The organism is Kribbella sp. NPDC023855 (genome assembly GCF_040639475.1).
GTDB lineage: Bacteria > Actinomycetota > Actinomycetes > Propionibacteriales > Kribbellaceae > Kribbella.
Window position 1 is genome coordinate 313103 of record NZ_JBFAAA010000009.1, and the last position, 15868, is coordinate 328970.

The window sequence follows — 15868 nt, forward strand, 5'->3', positions numbered from 1 at the left end:
GTGACACTCCTCGTCAGCGGGAAACTTCGCGGGACTCCGGGTTTCAACCACCAGTCCCTCCCCCATGTTCCCGCACCACCCCACCCCACCCTCGCCCGGTCCGCATCCCGGACCCCCAGTCTCAAAATCAAAAGACGGCGCTCCGGTGGGGAGCGCCGTCCAGCGGAGTACAGGTCAGTCGTCGTCGGTGATGGTGGCGGTGAGGGTGGTGGGGAGTTTGTAGGTGACGTTTTCTGCTTCGGTGAGGGTCAGGGTGAAGGTTTCGGTGGGTTCTTCGAGTTTGTCGTCGATGAGTTTGACCTCGACCTGGCCGGTGGTCTGGCCGGCTTGGAGCTGGCCGTAGACGACTCGGCTGGGTGGGTTCTCGGTGCCGTCGTCTTCCGGGGAGGTGAAGTCCTTGCGGATCACGGCGGTGCCGTCCTTCAGCTCACCGAACAGCCCGACGTACTTGTCGCTCGGCGCCGACAGCTTCAGCGGGAACTTCAGCGTCCCCGCGTTCTCCGCCGCCTTCGGCGACCCGATCGTCAGGGTCGGTGTCGGGTCGTCGTCGATCACCTCGGCATTGCCGAACGACTGCCCCAGCAACGCCTCGTGCGGCACCGACAGCACCAGGCTGAAGGCGAGGTCGTAGCTGTCCCGGGTATTGGAAGCGACCGGTACGGTGACCTTCTGCCTGACCTGACCCGGCTTGAAGACCAGCTGCTTCGCCACCTGACCGATCGTCACGCCGAGGTCACCGGCCGATTCGGCATAAACAGTGACCGGCCGCGGGCTCGGCCGGGACAGCGTCACCCAGAAGTCGTGGTTCTTGGTGCCCTTGTCCCCCTCCTGCACCTTGCCGACGTTGGACGTCGACACGCGCACCAACCGCGACGGCGCCGACTTCCCCAGCCCCGGAGTGGAGAAGGCCAAGTCGCTCACGAACACCGACCCAGCAGCGACCTTGTCGGTCACCAACTCGACCGCGCGGACGTCACGCAGGTTGATCCCCTTCAGCGAGCTGACCGGGACACGCACAGTGCGCAGCAGGTTCTTCGGCAGCCCCCACGCGGGCGCCCCCGGCATCCGGAGCAGCGCATCACTCACAGCCGACACCGGTACTGCGGCGGCACGGCCCTTGCCGTCCACCACTCGCACGGTCAGGTCGGTCCTGGGCGCGCCAGACGGGTCCGGAGCCGCCCGGAACGACAGTACGGAGTACCGGCGGACATCCCGCTGCGTGGCACCGAGGTCGATCCGTACGACGCCACTCTTGCCGGTCCACGTGAGCTTGGTGACTGCCGTGGTCGGCGTGTGCGGGGTGAACATCGCCTCCACCCAGTGCGGCGAGTCGGAGTTGCTGGCCGTCTTCACACACGTAGCCGCCTGGGCACGTGCGGCTTCGTCGGTCCCAGCACACACTGTCGCCTTGGCACTGCCCGTGACCGCTCCGGCCGGCAGTGGCTTGTCCAGGCGGTTCACATCTCGCCGCGACGCCTCCGGAGCCTGCGACACGACCCGTACTACGGCCCGCCCGGCCGAGGCCGGATGCGCGTTGGACCCGTCGAGCAGCGGCAGCAGCTTGGTCTCCTGGCCGAGCTGCAACCGGAAGAAGCCGGCCACGTACGCCGTACCGACCGCCTGCTGCTCCTTGGCCGTCAACCGGCCCGCGTACTTCGCTCCGCACGGCGCGGCCTTCTCGTTCTCGGCCCACCAGTCGTCGTTCGACGGGGCGACGGACTGACCTGGCGTCCACTCGGTGTTGAAGAAGTTGTGGTTCGCGCCGAGGATCGTCACGGTCGAGCGGGCCGCGGCGTCGCGGGTGACGGCGTACCGGGTGTCGTCGTAGAACTTCTGGCCCTGCAGGTCGGACACGTCGCCGTCGCAGTACGGCAGGATCACGCTCATCGCGACACCGGGCACGGTGGCTCGGGCGAAGTCGGTGGGTGCCAGCGGGAGGACCGCACGGATGCCGTACTGACCACCGCGGTCGGCGTTCACCACCGCGGCGCGGGCGACACCCTCGCCACCGCGCGAGTGACCCATCAGGCCGATGTTCCGCAGGTCCAGCTTGCCGACGAACTTGCTGCCGAACGGGCCGCCGCCGACCGTCGACCACTTCTTCCACAGCGCCAGGTGGTCGAGGACCAGCTCGGCGCGGGCCTGCGCGCCCTGGTCGTAGACGCCACCGTCGAAGGCGTTCACGGCGTTCGCGCTGATCGAGACGACCTGGTAGCCGTTGCTCGCGAGCGCCTTCGCCGGACCGTCGTAGCCGCGATAGCTCGGGATCGGTTTCTCGCCCTTGGCGCACGGCCAGGGAGCGGTCGGCTCCTCGGTCGGATCGCCGTAGCAGACCGAGTGGCGGCCATGCAGGAAGAGCACCAGCGGCCGCCGGCCGGGCGCGCCGCGTGGCGAGTAGACCTTACCGACGACCTCGGCCTTCTGACCGAGACCGGGCAGGAACACCGCTTGGTCACCGAGGTTGTACTCCGCCGTGTCGACCGCATAGTTGCCCATGGCACCGGGATCGACCGCCAGCGGCGGGCCCAGCGGCGCCTTCAGCCACTCCTTGTCCGTGGTGACTCCACCGACCAGACTCTTGCCCTTGGTCCGCCGCAGATCTCCCGACCAGACCAGCTGAACGTTCTTCGCCGCCGGCACCGACGGGTTCGGGGTGACCACCGAGACGGTACGCCGGTCCGGCGACTGTTTCGCCACCCCGACCGGTACGCCGTCCACCGCGATCAGCGGCAGCGCGTCGCGCATCGGCGCCGGCGCGTCGAGGTGCAGCGTGATCCGGTAGCCGCCGGCCTCCGGGTGGATCTCCCAATTCTTGCCTTTGGCAACCGGTTGGTCCGGGGGCGCGGCCTGCGCCTGGCCCACCGGGGCAAGCAGTGCCGCACCGAGCAGTGCGATCACCAGCCCCGCTCTTCCGAATACCCGCACAGCGGTCCTTTCGTCAGCAGACAGATCACCCTGCTGACTCCGGAGCCGGGGCAATGGTTGTCGAGGGCCACAAAAATTCTCGCGGGATCAGCGCGCGGCGGGCCGGCTGCCGATCAGTTGCCGGAAGGCGCGCTCGACTTCCTGCGGGTGTTCCATCTGGGCGACGTGGCCGGACTTCGGCAGGTAGAGCAGCCGGGCGTCGGCGAAGCTGCGGTGCGCCTTCGTGCGGATCTTCGCGTCGACGAGCCGGTCCTTGCCGCCGTAGACCAGCAGCACGGGACAGCGCACCTTGGCCGCGTCCGCCCAGAGCGACCGGCGCGGCGGCGCCAACGTGGACAGCAACACGCTGCGCGCTCCCTCGAGCGTCGCCTGGTATCCCCAGGGCTGCGCGTCGCGGCGGCGCAACTCCTCCTCGTACGCCGCCAGCACTTCGGGCGGCAGCGCCTTCGGGTCACCGAAGATGATCGCGAGCGAGGCCTTGAGCCGCCGCTCGAACGGCAACCGGGCGGTCCGCTCCAGCACGGCCTTCCCCAGTCGCGGCGTCGACACCGCGGTGAACCAGACCGCCGAGGCCGAAGCCCGCGGATGCGGCAGGGCCGGCGAAATCAGCGTGAGGGAGGCGACCTTCTCCGGACTCCGGGCCGCCAGAGCCACCGCGGCCGCACCGCCCATCGAGTTGCCGAACAAGTGGACGGGCTGGTCGAACTCCGAGTCGATCAGGTGGTCGAGCAACTCGGCCTGCTGCCGGATGCCGCCGAGCCCCGGCACAGCCGGCGTACGGCCGAAGCCGGGAAGGTCGGGCGCGAGTCCGCGGACGGTGTCGTTCAGGAGCAGACCGAGGGCGGTCCAGTTCATCGACGAGCCGCCGAGGCCGTGCACGAACAACGCCGGCGGAAGGTCCTTCGCCGCCCCCGGCGTGTCCCGGACCAGCAGGTCCACTCCGGCGACCGGCACGGTGCGTGCCGGCCATTCCTGCGCGCCCAGCGACACCGAAGTGCCGGTTACTGACCCGTAACTGTCCACATCATGCATGGTAGGACGCATGGCAGCTGCATCGAAGCAATTGACCACTGAGGTGGACGGGCAAGCGATGAGGCTCACCAACCTCGACAAGGTGCTGTACCCGCAGACGGGGTTCACCAAGGCCGAGGTGATCGACTTCTATCTCCAGGTCGCGCCGCTGCTGCTGCCGCACCTGACGGACCGGCCGCTGACCCGCAAACGCTGGCCGGACGGCACCGGAGCGGCGTACTTCTTCGAGAAGAACGCACCCCGCGGTACGCCGACCTGGGTCCGCACCGTGACCCTGCCCACCCCCGGGAGTTCCACCGGGCGGGACGAGGCCGACTTCGTCATCGCCGACGACATCCAGACGATCGTCTGGCTGGCCAACCTGGCCGCCCTCGAACTGCACGTCCCGCAGTGGCGGATCGGCCTGTCGGACACCGGCAAGAACCCGATGGCCGACCTGATCGTCTTCGACCTCGACCCGGGCCCCGGTACGACGATCGTCGAGTGCTGCGACGTCGCGCTGGCCCTGCGCGAGCTGCTGAACCACTTCGGTCTCGAAGGCTGGCCCAAGACCTCCGGCAACAAGGGCATGCACCTCTACGTGCCGATCGACCCCGCCCCCTCGCGCGCCACCAGCGCCTTCGCCAAGCAGCTCGCCGAGCAACTCGCCGAAGCGCTACCGGAGAACGTGACCGCGAACATGACCAAGGCGCTCCGCCCAGGCAAGGTCTTCATCGACTGGAGCCAGAACGCCAGCGCCAAGACCACGCTGGCGCCGTACTCGCTCCGGGGCGCCGAGGAGCCGCGCGTCTCCACTCCGATCGACTGGGACGAAGTGGCGGCCGCCACCGACCCGGCCGACCTGACCTTCCTGCCGGCCGACGTCCTGGCCCGGATCGACGAGTACGGCGACATCCTCGAAGGCCTGTACGACGACCCGCAGCCGTTGCCCTCATAACCAGGAGCACTCTGGGTACAGGGGCGTGAGCGCACTAGGAGAGGAGAGCTCGATGACCAGCGATCCGTACGAACCGCTTGACCGGCCCATCCTCGACACCGAACGCCGTGACGACGCGCCCGAGGCCGACGTCCTGGAGCAACTACTGGGCCCCCTCGACGACGAGGAGCCGCTCGAGGACTTCGAAGTACCGGCTGAGGCGGACCCTGCCGACGTGGCCGACCAGCACCGGCTCGCCGGTGAGGACGACGACGGCGACTACCGCCAGTGACTCCGGCCCGGACCAACAGCCGACGGGACGCCCGGCGGGCGAAGCTACTGGCCGGACACACCGCTGGGTAGGATTCAGTTCAACTACCCGGGGGTCGTGCTCGGGTGCCGCACCACCGAAGGAGCCCGACGTGTCGACGACACCGGAGACCGCGCCCAAGCGCGGCAGCCGTCTGCCGCGGTTGGCGCGCCGCGCTCAACTGCTCGAGGCGGCCCAGGAAGTCTTCGTCGCGAACGGCTACCACGCCGCCGCGATGGACGACATCGCCGACCGCGCCGGCGTCTCCAAGCCGGTGCTCTACCAGCACTTCCCCGGCAAGCTGGAGCTGTACCTGGCGTTGCTGGACACCTCCTGCGAGGCGATCGTGGCCTCGGTCCGGGAGGCGCTGCGCTCCACGGACGACAACAAGGAGCGGGTCGGTGCGACGATCCACGCCTTCTACGACTACGTCGCGAACGCGCAGGGCGCCTTCCGGCTGGTCTTCGAGTCCGACCTGACCAACGAGCCCGCCGTCCGCGAGCGGGTCGACCGGGTCACCCACGCCTGCGCCGAGGCGTGTTCCGAGGTGATCAGCGCGGACGCCGGCCTGAACAAGGAACAGTCGATGGTGCTCGCGGTCAGCCTGGTCGGCATGGCCCAGGTGAGCGCGCGGTACTGGCTCGCCTCGGAGAACCCGACGCTCGCCCAGGAGCAGGCCGCCGACCTGGTTGCCAGCCTGGCCTGGCGAGGCATCCGCGCCTTCCCCCGCTCCGAGAGCTAGTACTCCGCCCCGACGGCTGCTCCCGGCTCGACGGGCCGACCCTGCTCTGCGGGCTTGGCCTGCTCTGGGCCGTCCTGCTCGCAGGTTCTGCTCTGGGCGGACGGGTGAGAACGCGGAGTCGGTAGCGGATAGGCTCGAATCGGGTACCGGCGAGAGCCGCCGGTCGGAACGTGCCCGGGAGGGTTTCGTGGAGGTCAAGATCGGCGTACAGCACGCCAATCGCGAGTTGGTGCTCGAGAGCGAGCAGAGCCCCGAAGAGGTCGAGCAGGCCGTCGCGGACGCGCTCGGCGGCAAGTCCGGTCTGTTGCAGCTGACCGACGAGAAGGGTCGCAAGGTGCTCGTCCCGGCCGAGAAGCTGGCCTACGTGGAGATCGGCGAGGTCTCGATCCGCAAGGTCGGTTTCGGCGCGATCTGAACTGATCCTGGTGACGGCCGCGGCACGGCACGACAACGGTTGACCCCGGGCACGTTTACCCGGGCCCGGCGCCGGTAACCGGTTCCACTACGACGGGACAAACGTCACGCCGTGCGGACGTGGTCGTCACTAGGAGGAACCAGCGTCATGGAAATCATCGGAGTGATCGTCGCCGGCATCATCATCGGGCTGCTCGGCAAGTTCGTGGCCCCAGGCGACCGGGACAACATCCCGATCTGGCTGACCGTGCTGTGCGGCATCGGCGGCGTACTGATCGGGTACTACCTGGCCGCCGCCCTCGGCGTCGAGGCCACCAAGGGCATCGACTGGGTCCGCTGGATCATCAGCATCGTCGTCGCTGCCGTGCTGGTCGTGGTCGCCGCGATGGTGACCGGCCGTTCCAAGAGCCGCACGATCTGACCCGCGGCTCAACCACCACTCAGCAAACCGGTAACCCGGATTCGGCCGTCGTCCCCTGGGGCGGCGGCCGTTCCGCTGTGCACCCGGTGAACATCCGGTCACGCACGGCGAGTCGCCCGGGCGGGCCGGGCGCGGAGGACGATGATCCAGATCATCTGTGCCGCGCGGTCGTCGTGGCCGTCATCTCGTCGCGCAACAGCAGCAAAGCAAGAGTCTGACCAAGACCCTCACAGCGGCCGCCACCCCGATCCGGGGCAGGCGGCCGCTCTGCTCTCAGGACGAGCTAGGCCTGCAGACCGAGGGCGGTCATCCGGGCGGTGTGGGCCTCGGTGAGGCGGGTGAACATCCGGCCGATCGCGGCCAGGTCGAGACCGGGACGGTCGACGCTGCCGGCCAGCAGGGCGGCGAGCGGGTCACGGTCGGCGGCGATCCGCTGGGCCTGGCTGAGCGCCTCGCCCACCAGGCGGCGTCCCCACAGCGCGAGCCGGCCGCCCACCTTCGGGTCCTCGTCGATCGCGGCGCGCACGCGGTCCACCACGAACTCCGCCTGACCGGAGTCGGCGAACACCTCCAGCACCAGCGCCCGCGTCTCGGCATCCACGTACGCCGCGACCTCGCGGTAGAAGTCGTTCGCCAGGCCGTCGCCCACGTACGCCTTGACCAGGCCCTCCAGCCAGTCCGACGGCGCGGTGTGGTCGTGGAAGGCGTCCAGCGGCGTGACGAACGGCTGCATCGCCTCCATCGGGTCCACCCCGAGCGCGACCAGCCGGTCCCGCAACTGGACGAAATGGCCGAACTCGGTGGTCGCCAGCTGGGCCAGCTGGGCCTTGTCGTCCAGGGTCGGAGCGAGTTTGGCGTCCTCGGCGATCCGCTCGAACGCGGTCAGTTCGCCGTACGCCAGCACACCCAGCAGATCCACCGCCGCGGCCCGGTAGGCGGGATCATCAAAGGCCGTCATCTCGGTCATGCTGCGCACCTTATCGGCCTGGACGCGCCAGAGGTGGAAATGCGGCGAAGCGGCCGTCACGGGTATTCCCGCTACACTGGACGGTGTTTCGCCGGTGACGCGCCCAGATGGGCAGCTGGTGCGAGCCGCTTGCACAGTGTCCCGCGCCGTGAAAAGTAGGGCAGACCACGCCCACCCGGCCACTGTTGCAACCTGTCCGTACCAAGCATGTGAGAGGCGATCAGCCTGACCACCTTCCGAGAGCTCGGGGTTCTGCCCGAGATCTGCGACGCGCTCGACCGCGTCAACATCACCGAGCCTTTCCCGATCCAGGAGATGACGCTCCCCGTCGCGTTGATGGGGACCGACCTGATCGGTCAGGCCCGTACCGGTACCGGTAAGACCCTCGGGTTCGGTATCCCGCTGCTGCAGCGCACCATCTCCCCCGGCGAAGCCGACTACGAGGAGCTGGCCGCGCCCGGCAAGCCGCAGGCCCTGGTCGTCACCCCGACCCGTGAGCTGACCATCCAGGTGGCCAAGGACCTCACGACGGCCTCCACCGTGCGTTCCGTCCGGATTCTCACCATCTACGGCGGGGTCGCCTACGACCCGCAGCTCGACCAGCTGAAGGCCGGTGTCGACGTCGTCGTCGGTACGCCGGGCCGGCTGCTCGACCTGGCCAACCGGGGCGTGCTCGACCTGAGCCACATCAAGGTGCTCGTCCTCGACGAGGCCGACGAGATGCTGGACCTCGGCTTCCTGCCCGACGTCGAGCGGATCCTGCGCAAGACCCCCGAGCTGCGCCAGACCATGCTGTTCTCGGCGACCATGCCGTCGGCCGTGATCGGCCTGGCCCGCACCCACATGCGGCACCCGCTGAACATCCGGGCGGAGTCGCACGACGACTCCCAGATGGTGCCGACCACGGCGCAGTTCGTCTACCGGGCGCACGATCTGGACAAGCCCGAGGTGGTGGCCCGGATCCTGCAGGCCGACGACCGCGGCCGGGTGATGATTTTTTGCCGGACCAAGCGCGAGGCGTCCCGGCTCACCGACGACCTGATCGACCGCGGCTTCCGGGCCGCCGCGATCCACGGTGACCTGAACCAGCAGGCCCGCGAGCGGGCGCTGACCCGGTTCCGCGGCGACAAGATCGACGTCCTGATCTGTACCGACGTGGCCGCCCGCGGGATCGACGTCGAAGGCGTCACGCACGTCATCAACAACACCTGCCCGGAGGACGAGAAGGCCTACGTGCACCGGATCGGCCGCACCGGCCGGGCCGGCGCGAGCGGCATCGCCGTCACCTTCGTCGACTGGCCGGACCTGGTCCGCTGGAAGACGATCAACAAGGCGCTCGACCTTCCGTACGACGAACCGCAGGAGATCTACTCGACGTCGCCCGAGCTCTACCACGACCTCGGTATCCCCACCGAGGCCAAGGGCCGGATCAAGCCGCCGCGCGAGGCCGTCGAGCGGCAGGAGCGCAGCCACGACAAGCCGTCCGGGCGGCGTGGCGAGCGGGACCGTGACCGGGTCCGCAGCCACGACGGTGATCGCGATCGCGATCGCGATCGCGTTCGCAGCCACGACGGCGAGAAGACCGATGCTGCCGCCGCCGGTGGCGACCGTCCGGCGCGGAAGCGGCCGAACCGCAACCGGCGCCGGCTGCGCGCCGGCCAGCCGGTCGAGGGTGGCGAGACGACCGAGCAGAAGTCCGAGGCCGACGTCACCGCGAAGACCGCCGTACCGCCGAATGTCGAGGCCTCTACCGAGGCTCCGGCCGAGCGCAAGCCCCGCCAGCGCAGCCGCCGTCGCCGCGAGTCGGCTGCCGAGGCGCAGGCTGAGGTCACCGAGACCAGCACGGTCCAGGCTGAGGTCAGCTCCGAGCCGTCGGTGAGTGCACCGGCTGAGGGTGAGCAGGCTCCGGCCCGGCGTACGCGTACTCGTCGCCGCGTGACCGAGGCAGCTTCAGAAGCGAACGCCGCGGCGGGCGAAGCGACGGCGGAGCAGGTAACAGCCGCGGCTGAGACTCCTGCTGCGGTCGAGGCAGTTGCCGAGGCTGTGCCGGCCAAGAAGGCGACGCGGAAGCGGACGGCCAAGAAGACGGCTGAGAAGCCGGCTGAGGATCTCGCGGCGGCGGCCGAAGTACCGGTCGCCGAGGCTGCTGCTGAGGCGCCGGCCGCTGAGGCGTCGGCTGCTGAGCGGCCGGCGGCCAAGAAGAAGGCGGCGGCGAAGAAGGCGGCCGTCAAGAAGACCGCTGAGAAGAAGGCTGCTGAGAAGAAGCCTGAGGCGAAGAAGACCGTCGCCAAGAAGACTGCCGCGAAGAAGACCGCCGGGAGCTCGGACGAGGCGGCCGAGCAGGCGCCGAAGAAGACGGCTGCGAAGAAGACGACCGCCAAGAAGGCCGTGAAGAAGGCTGCGGTGAAGAAGAGCGCGGCGGGTGTCGTCGTGCCCACCTTCACCTCGCCTGAGTGAACGAGTAACCGGCGCGTCACCGTGAGCGGCGAGACCAGTTCGTCGCCGCTCTGTGCCTGAACGGTGACCGCCGGCCGCAACACCCGGCCTCCCCACCCCGTCCTAACCACGACGGGGACCATCGTGGGAGGAAGGGTGTGGCGATGACGAGGATGCGTACGTCGGCCGCGGTTGCAGGAGTGTTCCTGGCCGCGGCCGTGCTGTTGTCCGGCTGCGGTGCGAGCGGCGGCAGCGACAGTGCCAGCGGAACCGCCGCGGATGAGGGCAGCGCGGCCGCTCCCGAGAGCAAGGCCGGCCAAGGCCAGCCCGGTCAGGGCCAGCCTGGTCAGGGCCAGCCCGGCACGGACAGCAAAGGCGCGCCGGCCGCACAGCCGACGATCAGCCGGGCCATCATCAAGACCGGCTCGCTGTCCGTGGAGATCGAGCACGACAAGGTCAGCGACCAGCGGCAGAAGGCGATCGGCATCGTCACCGGCCTGCGCGGCCAGGTCGCCTCCGAGGACACCACCAGCGACGACGACGGCCGGATCACCCGCGCCAACGTCGTACTGAAGGTGCCGACAGCGTCGTACGAGACCGCGATCGACCGGCTGTCCGGGCTCGGCAAGCGGACCTCGATCCACCAGGAGTCCAGCGACGTGACCGAGCAGGTCGTCGATGTGGACAGCCGGATCGCCACCCAGCGGGCCAGCCTGGAACGGATGCGCGCGCTGCTCGCGAAGGCGACCACGATCGGCGAGATCGTCTCGGTGGAAAGCGAACTGACCCGGCGCGAGGCCGACCTCGAGGCCCTGCTGGCCAAGCAGAAGAACCTGTCCCTGCAGACCGAGCTCGCGACTCTGACCCTGACGCTGGCCGAGAAGGGCAAGGAACCCGTGGTGGAGAAGGCCGAAGACCCCGGCTTCCTCTCCGGCCTGCGCGGCGGCTGGGATGCCTTCACCGCAACGTTCTCCGCACTCGCGACAGCCTTCGGCGCGGTGCTGCCGTTCCTGATCGCCATCGCCCTGATCGGCTACCCGATCTGGCGCTTCCGCCACCGCTTCCGCCGCCCAGCGGCACCTGCCGTGGCGACGGCAACAGCAACAGCCGGTACGCCGAACAGCAACCCGCCTCTCCCCCAGCACCCGGACCGGCACTGACCCCTTAGAGCAAGGAGGCTGCCACGTCTCGGTAGGCCTTGGCGCCTGCCGAGCGGGGTGCGGTGGTGAGGATGGTCTGGCCGATCGCGGGGGCTTCGGCGAAGCGGATGGACTTCGGGATCGCCGGGGCGAGCACGGTCAGCGCGTAGGTCTCGGCGATGGTGTCGAGGACAGCCCGCGCATGCGTCGTACGACCGTCGTACAGGGTCGGCAGAACGCCCAGTACTTCGAGGCCGGGGTTGGTCAGGCGCTGGACATCGTGGATGGTGTCCAGCAACTGGCCGACGCCGCGATGCGCCAAAGTCTCGCACTGCAAGGGAATCAGGACGTCTGTCGCCGCCGTGAGCCCGTTCACGGTCAGCAGTCCGAGAGTGGGCGGGCAGTCGATCAGGATCCAGTCGTATGCCGCGACGACCGGCCGCAGCGCGGATCGGACGACATGCTCGGGATCGCTCTCGCCGGCCAGCTTCACTTCCGCGGAAGCCAGCTCGATCGTGGCCGGCAGCAGGTCAGGACCCTCGTCGGACGGCACGATCACGTCGCGCGCCTTCACCCCGCCGAGCAGCACCTGGTAGATCGACTTGTCGAGGTCCTCAGGGTCGAGACCGACCGAGAACGTCAAGCAGGCTTGGGGGTCCAGGTCCACCAGCAGGACCCGCTGCCCGAGCCCGGCCAGCGCAGCGCCGAGCGAGGCAACCGTGGTCGTCTTGGCCACGCCGCCCTTCTGGTTCGCAACCGCAAGTGTGCGAGGCACCCGGCCATTGTGCCGCACCATGAAACGCCCAGCCCGGCGGCACCGGATACCGTGGACCCGTGAGTACGCCGCGTACGTTGAGACTGCCCGACGGGGTTCGCCCCGCGACCCTGGAGACCGACCGTGGCAGCTTCGCCACTTTGCAGGCCAGGCCCGACATCGGTACGCCGCTGGGCACGGTCCTGCTCGTCCCCGGCTGGACCGGCAGCAAGGAAGACTTCACCCCGCTCGTAGACCACTTGGCCCGCTACGGATGGATCGCGGTGGCGGTGGACCAGCGTGGCCAGTTCGAGACGCCGGGGCCGGACGACCCCTCGGCGTACACGCTGGCGGAGCTCGGGGCTGACGTGGTGGCGATGAGCAAGGCGCTCGGCGGCTACAGCCAGCTGGTCGGGCACTCGTTCGGCGGGCTGGTCGCCCGGGAGGCGGTGCTGACCGACCCGAGCGTGTTCTCGACGATCACGCTGCTGTGCTCGGGGCCGGCCGCCTTCAGCGACGAGCCGAAGGTGCAGGGCCTGCAGATGCTCGCGTACGGGCTGGAGAACCTGCCCATCGAGCAGGTGTACGACCTCAAGCTGGAGCACGACAGCAAGGAAGCGCGCTACATCAAGCCGGCCGCGGACATCGCCGCCTTCCTGCGCAAGCGGTTCACCGGCAACACCCCGGCCGGGCTGGCCGCCGTCACCCGGCGATTGATCGACACCGACGACCGGACCGAGCTGCTGGCGGAGTCGGGCGTGCGCGTCCAGGTCCTGTACGGCGAGTCCGACGACGGCTGGCCGTTGGAGGTCCAGGACGCGATGGCGGAGAAGCTCGGCGTACCGGCTCAGGTCATCCCTGACGCCGGTCACTCGCCTGCGATCGATCAGCCGGCCGCGACAGCTCGTCTGCTGGTCGACTTCTTCCACCACCACTGAGGTCCGAGCGCCCCTGGCAACCGTTTCCATCAGGACGAAATCCCCCTCCTGCTGCCCTCCGGCCGACCTAATCTGGTCTAGTCAGGTCTGGCTAGCGGAGGGACAAATTCATGCCCGAGCGGAGCTGTTCGAGGTTCACCCTATGACCGCGGAGGTGATCGAACGGCCGACGCGAAGTCCTCAACACACCGAACTGGTGCTGGGCCCACTGGACCGGGTGCGGGTCTCGGTGGCCCCGGCCCCCATGGCCAGCCTGCTGTCGCTGGTGGTGGACGCTCTCGGCGGCCCACGGCAGGGCATCGCGCCGGACTGGATCAAGAGCATCCGCAGGGGCCTCCCGGGCGATGCTGCGCGGGCGGTGATCCCGATGTTCGACCGGACCGGCGCCTTGCTGCCGGCCTGCCTCACACCGCTGGGCATCGACGGCGCACCTGTCCCGGAGCAACTCTCCCGGGTCGCGGACCTGTCGCCGGACGACCTGCAGCAAGGGGTCGAGGTGATGTCGCCCAGCGATCCTCCCCCGCCCTGGCGAAACGCACTGCGTCATCCGCGGAAGTGGCTGAACCTGTACGTTGCGCTGCTGGCCGCGGCCTGGCGGGCGTACGCGCCGATCTGGCAGCAGTCCACTGCACTGCGGAACCGCGAGACCGAGCGGATCGGCGCCGCCGTGGTGTCGAACGGACTCGACGTACTGTTCGCGGGCTTGAGCAACCGGGTCCAGTACCAGGACGAAACGCTGTACTTGTCGGATCGGCACCCGTACCGGGTTGAGTTGGACGACCGGCCGATCGTGCTGGTGCCGCTCGTCTCCGGGTCGGCGGCGTCCGTGTTCGACCTCGACGAGCCCGACCAGGCGTGGCTCGGCTATCCCGTACCGGGTCTCGGCCGGCTCGGCGGCCGGCCACCGCAAGCAACGACCGACAGCCTCACGCTGCTGATCGGGCCGATCCGGGCCGCGATCCTGCGCGCACTGGACCGCCCGAACAGCATGGGCGGCCTCGCCGATCATCTGTCCGCCGGGCCCAGTACTGCGACGTACCACTGCAGCCAACTGGCGGAAGCAGGCCTGGTACTACGCCAGCGGGCCGGCCGCGAGGTCCGCATCAAGCGGACCCCACGCGGCGACGCACTCGTCGACCTCTTGAGCTGAGCTGTTCGGGTCGGGCTGAGGTGACGCGCCGGGCAGAATGGGAGCTGCTGCCCGGCGCGTCTCGAATCGCCGGCCTGGTGCAACAGGCCCGGCGATGGTCTCGCCAGGGCTGTTCAGCCCGGTTGGAAAGATACCCAGCGGTGAGGTCACCGCCGGGTTCTTAGTTGCTCTCAGCAAACTCCGTCAGCGGATCGGCCGCACCGACGGGGTGATGTCCAGCTTCTCCAGGCCGAGCGGGGTCAGGGCCGCCTTGGCCTTGTCGTCGAACACCAGCAAGGAAATCGGCACCAGGCCGTCGTCACCCCGGCTGCCGCCGCCGTAGTAGATGCTCAGGTCCCTGCGCTCATCCATCAGGGTGGAGAGCTGCTCGGTGATCCGGTTGTTCTCGGCGAGGCTGATCTTGCCCTGGAACACGCAGAGGTTGCCGTGGTAGACCGTCTCGAGGCTCTTGCGGAACGCCGCCAGGTCACCTTTGGCGACGCCGACCGCGAAGACCACCGGCGCCTTCCGGCTGTGACCGTTGGGATAGCTGACGCGCTGACCGGAGATCACGTCGGCCTTGGCCGCGAGAAAGTCCTGCACCGGCTTCGAGTCCAGGTTGCTCGGGCGCGACCGCCAGCCGCCGGGCGGTGCCGGGCAGTACGGTTCCTCGACCACCTCAGGAATCCTCCGGTACGCCGACTGTTCCTCGACCGTGATGGTCCGGTCGCGCCAGGTCCCGACCACGTAGGCGTAGCCACTGCGGACCCCTTGGGTGACCGTCGGGTCGCCGAGCTTGTCCAACTGGACACCGATCAGCTTGACCGACTGGTCCTCCCCACACACTGGCGGCGGTTCTTTACCTGGAAAGTACCCGGGCAGGGTCTGGATGACCTCGGGGCAGAAGACCGGATCCTTGCCAGGGGCGGCGACGATCCGGCCGTTGATCTCCACCTTGTCGCCGTCGCGGACCAGGAGACCGTCGGCACCGGGTTGCCCGGCCGTGGGCTGAACCGACCGCGGCTCACCTTCCATCACCTTCGGAGCGCTCGGCGGTGGGGCGACGGCCGGCTCGGTACCGCCCGGAAGGACGATCAGCGCGGCGGTGGCGATCGCCGCGACACTCGCGGCCGCCAGGGTGGGGACCAGCCAGCGGCGCTTTGGCTGCGTGCCGGTGATGCGGTCGAGGTCTGGTTCGGGCGCGGACGGCTGGCTCGCGCGCCACTGGGCGCCGGCCTTCGTCAGCAGGTCGTCGACCTTGTCGGTCGGTTTCATTCGCTGACCTCCAGCAGAGAGCGCAGGCGGGCCCGCGCATCGGAAAGAGTGGACTTGACGGTGCCTTCGGAGCAATCCATCACCGCGGCGGTGTCGGCGATCGACAGGTCCGCGAAGTAGTAGCAGTCGACGGCCAGGCGCTGCCGGGGCGACAGTTCGGCGAGGGCCTGGTCGACATCGACCCGCGCCTCGACATCGGCACGGCGTACCGGCTGGTCGTGGTCGGTCAGCTCGGCGACCGGCCGCAACCGGCGGACCGCCTTGCGGGCCTGGTCCGCGGTGATCGCCAGCAACCACGCCGACGCGGTACCGCGGCTGCCGTCGTACTGGTCGCGTTTCAGCCAGGCGCGGGTGAGGGCTTCCTGGACGATGTCGTCGCGGGGGGGGGGGGCCCCGCGCCGCCCCCCCCCCCCCGCCCCCCCCGGGCGGGGCGGGCGCCCCCCCACGACGAACCCCCCACCCGCCGCCGG

At 69.4% G+C, this 15868-nt stretch carries 15 protein-coding genes; 9 read left to right on the forward strand and 6 right to left on the reverse strand.

What is annotated here, in order from left to right; all coding sequences use genetic code 11:
• Positions 1 to 174: 174 nt before the first annotated feature.
• Together AB0F51_RS28735 and AB0F51_RS28740 are read right to left on the reverse strand one after the other, a co-directional pair.
• Positions 175 to 2898 carry a Calx-beta domain-containing protein gene (locus AB0F51_RS28735; protein ID WP_360284902.1) on the reverse strand — a complete coding sequence of 908 codons (2724 nt, stop codon included), beginning with the start codon at positions 2896 to 2898 and terminating at the stop codon, positions 175 to 177.
• A gap of 114 nt (positions 2899 to 3012) precedes the next feature.
• On the reverse strand, positions 3013 to 3948 hold the full coding sequence (locus AB0F51_RS28740; protein WP_360284904.1) for an alpha/beta hydrolase: 936 nt from the start codon (positions 3946 to 3948) through the stop codon (positions 3013 to 3015).
• Between the two features lie 19 nt (positions 3949 to 3967).
• Here AB0F51_RS28740 and ligD point away from each other — a divergent pair, with 19 nt between their 5' ends.
• From ligD to AB0F51_RS28765, 5 genes are all read left to right on the forward strand, one after another.
• Positions 3968 to 4894: a non-homologous end-joining DNA ligase gene (ligD, locus tag AB0F51_RS28745; RefSeq protein WP_360284906.1), complete on the forward strand. Its 927-nt coding sequence runs from the start codon at positions 3968 to 3970 to the stop codon at positions 4892 to 4894.
• 52 nt (positions 4895 to 4946) lie between these two features.
• Positions 4947 to 5165 (forward strand): hypothetical protein, encoded by a 219-nt coding sequence (locus AB0F51_RS28750; protein WP_360284907.1) that lies wholly within the window; start codon positions 4947 to 4949, stop codon positions 5163 to 5165.
• Between the two features lie 130 nt (positions 5166 to 5295).
• Positions 5296 to 5925, forward strand: coding sequence for a TetR/AcrR family transcriptional regulator (locus AB0F51_RS28755; RefSeq protein WP_360284908.1), 630 nt, complete (start codon positions 5296 to 5298; stop codon positions 5923 to 5925).
• Positions 5926 to 6112: 187 nt separating this feature from the next.
• On the forward strand, positions 6113 to 6340 hold the full coding sequence (locus tag AB0F51_RS28760; RefSeq protein ID WP_360284909.1) for a DUF3107 domain-containing protein: 228 nt from the start codon (positions 6113 to 6115) through the stop codon (positions 6338 to 6340).
• 147 nt (positions 6341 to 6487) lie between these two features.
• Positions 6488 to 6760, forward strand: coding sequence for a GlsB/YeaQ/YmgE family stress response membrane protein (locus AB0F51_RS28765; RefSeq protein ID WP_360284911.1), 273 nt, complete (start codon positions 6488 to 6490; stop codon positions 6758 to 6760).
• A gap of 283 nt (positions 6761 to 7043) precedes the next feature.
• Here AB0F51_RS28765 and AB0F51_RS28770 read toward each other — a convergent pair whose 3' ends face one another.
• Positions 7044 to 7718, reverse strand: a complete 675-nt coding sequence (locus AB0F51_RS28770) for a ferritin-like fold-containing protein (protein WP_360284934.1) — start codon at positions 7716 to 7718, stop codon at positions 7044 to 7046.
• Positions 7719 to 8042: 324 nt separating this feature from the next.
• Between AB0F51_RS28770 and AB0F51_RS28775 the strand changes: the two genes are divergently transcribed.
• Positions 8043 to 10184 (forward strand): DEAD/DEAH box helicase, encoded by a 2142-nt coding sequence (locus AB0F51_RS28775; RefSeq protein ID WP_360284913.1) that lies wholly within the window; start codon positions 8043 to 8045, stop codon positions 10182 to 10184.
• A gap of 143 nt (positions 10185 to 10327) precedes the next feature.
• Positions 10328 to 11323, forward strand: a complete 996-nt coding sequence (locus tag AB0F51_RS28780; RefSeq protein ID WP_360284915.1) for a DUF4349 domain-containing protein — start codon at positions 10328 to 10330, stop codon at positions 11321 to 11323.
• A gap of 4 nt (positions 11324 to 11327) precedes the next feature.
• On the opposite strand, the gene AB0F51_RS28785 is transcribed toward AB0F51_RS28780, so the two are convergent.
• Positions 11328 to 12077: an AAA family ATPase gene (locus AB0F51_RS28785; RefSeq protein ID WP_360284917.1), complete on the reverse strand. Its 750-nt coding sequence runs from the start codon at positions 12075 to 12077 to the stop codon at positions 11328 to 11330.
• A 59-nt stretch (positions 12078 to 12136) separates the two neighbouring features.
• Between AB0F51_RS28785 and AB0F51_RS28790 the strand changes: the two genes are divergently transcribed.
• Both AB0F51_RS28790 and AB0F51_RS28795 read left to right on the forward strand, forming a co-directional pair.
• A complete protein-coding gene (locus AB0F51_RS28790; RefSeq protein ID WP_360284919.1) occupies positions 12137 to 12994 on the forward strand; it encodes an alpha/beta hydrolase in 858 nt (285 codons plus the stop codon).
• 142 nt (positions 12995 to 13136) lie between these two features.
• Positions 13137 to 14144, forward strand: a complete 1008-nt coding sequence (locus AB0F51_RS28795; protein WP_360284921.1) for a winged helix-turn-helix domain-containing protein — start codon at positions 13137 to 13139, stop codon at positions 14142 to 14144.
• A 183-nt stretch (positions 14145 to 14327) separates the two neighbouring features.
• Here the strand turns inward: AB0F51_RS28795 and AB0F51_RS28800 are convergent, their stop codons facing one another.
• Together AB0F51_RS28800 and AB0F51_RS28805 are read right to left on the reverse strand one after the other, a co-directional pair.
• Entirely contained in the window at positions 14328 to 15398 is a 1071-nt protein-coding gene (locus tag AB0F51_RS28800) for a hypothetical protein (RefSeq protein WP_360284923.1), read from the reverse strand.
• The gene (locus AB0F51_RS28805) at positions 15395 to 15844 is read right to left on the reverse strand and encodes an RNA polymerase sigma factor (RefSeq protein WP_360284936.1); all 450 of its coding nucleotides are present in this window, start codon (positions 15842 to 15844) and stop codon (positions 15395 to 15397) included. Before AB0F51_RS28805 ends, AB0F51_RS28800 begins: the two co-directional genes overlap by 4 nt.
• Between the last annotated feature and the right edge of the window lie 24 nt (positions 15845 to 15868).